Annotated in this window: 1 protein-coding gene; it reads right to left on the minus strand. The window is 51.4% G+C overall.

Features of this window, described 5'->3' with window-relative positions:
- Positions 1–28: 28 nt before the first annotated feature.
- On the minus strand, positions 29–492 hold a 464-nt coding region (locus QPK32_RS26470; protein WP_290415762.1), incomplete at its 5' end, for an IS3 family transposase.

Genomic DNA, 492 nt, shown 5'->3' on the forward strand with positions numbered 1-492 from the left:
GTGAACTGACCCAGGTTTGTTAGACGGTTTAGTGTGAGGTCTGGGAGGCTTGCATCCTGTACTGAACAGGAGAGAGCCCACCCAAGCTTAATTTTATCCGCTCGTGATTGTAGTAGTGAATATACTCGGGCAATGCACTTTCCAACTGGTCGATACTGCTGAATTCCGAGAGATAGAAGAACTCGGACTTCAATGTGCCAAAGAAGCTTTCGATTGCTGCATTGTCATGGCAGTTGCCCTTGCGAGACATGCTCTGCACCATGCCCGTTTCACTCAGCAGTCGTTGGTACCCCGGCATCTGATACTGCCAACCTTGGTCCGAGTGCACCATTGGCTTCGCGTCTCCACTTAACGTGGCGATTGCTTTGTTGAGCATGTTACCGACCATTGAGAACACGGGGCGGCGTGCCATTTCGAAAGCGACGATCTCGCCGTTAAACAGATCCATCATAGGCGACAGGTACAGCTTTTCACCGGCGACCTTGAACTCGG

The sequence above is a fragment of the Massilia sp. YIM B02763 genome (assembly GCF_030412015.1).
Taxonomy (GTDB): domain Bacteria; phylum Pseudomonadota; class Gammaproteobacteria; order Burkholderiales; family Burkholderiaceae_D; genus Telluria.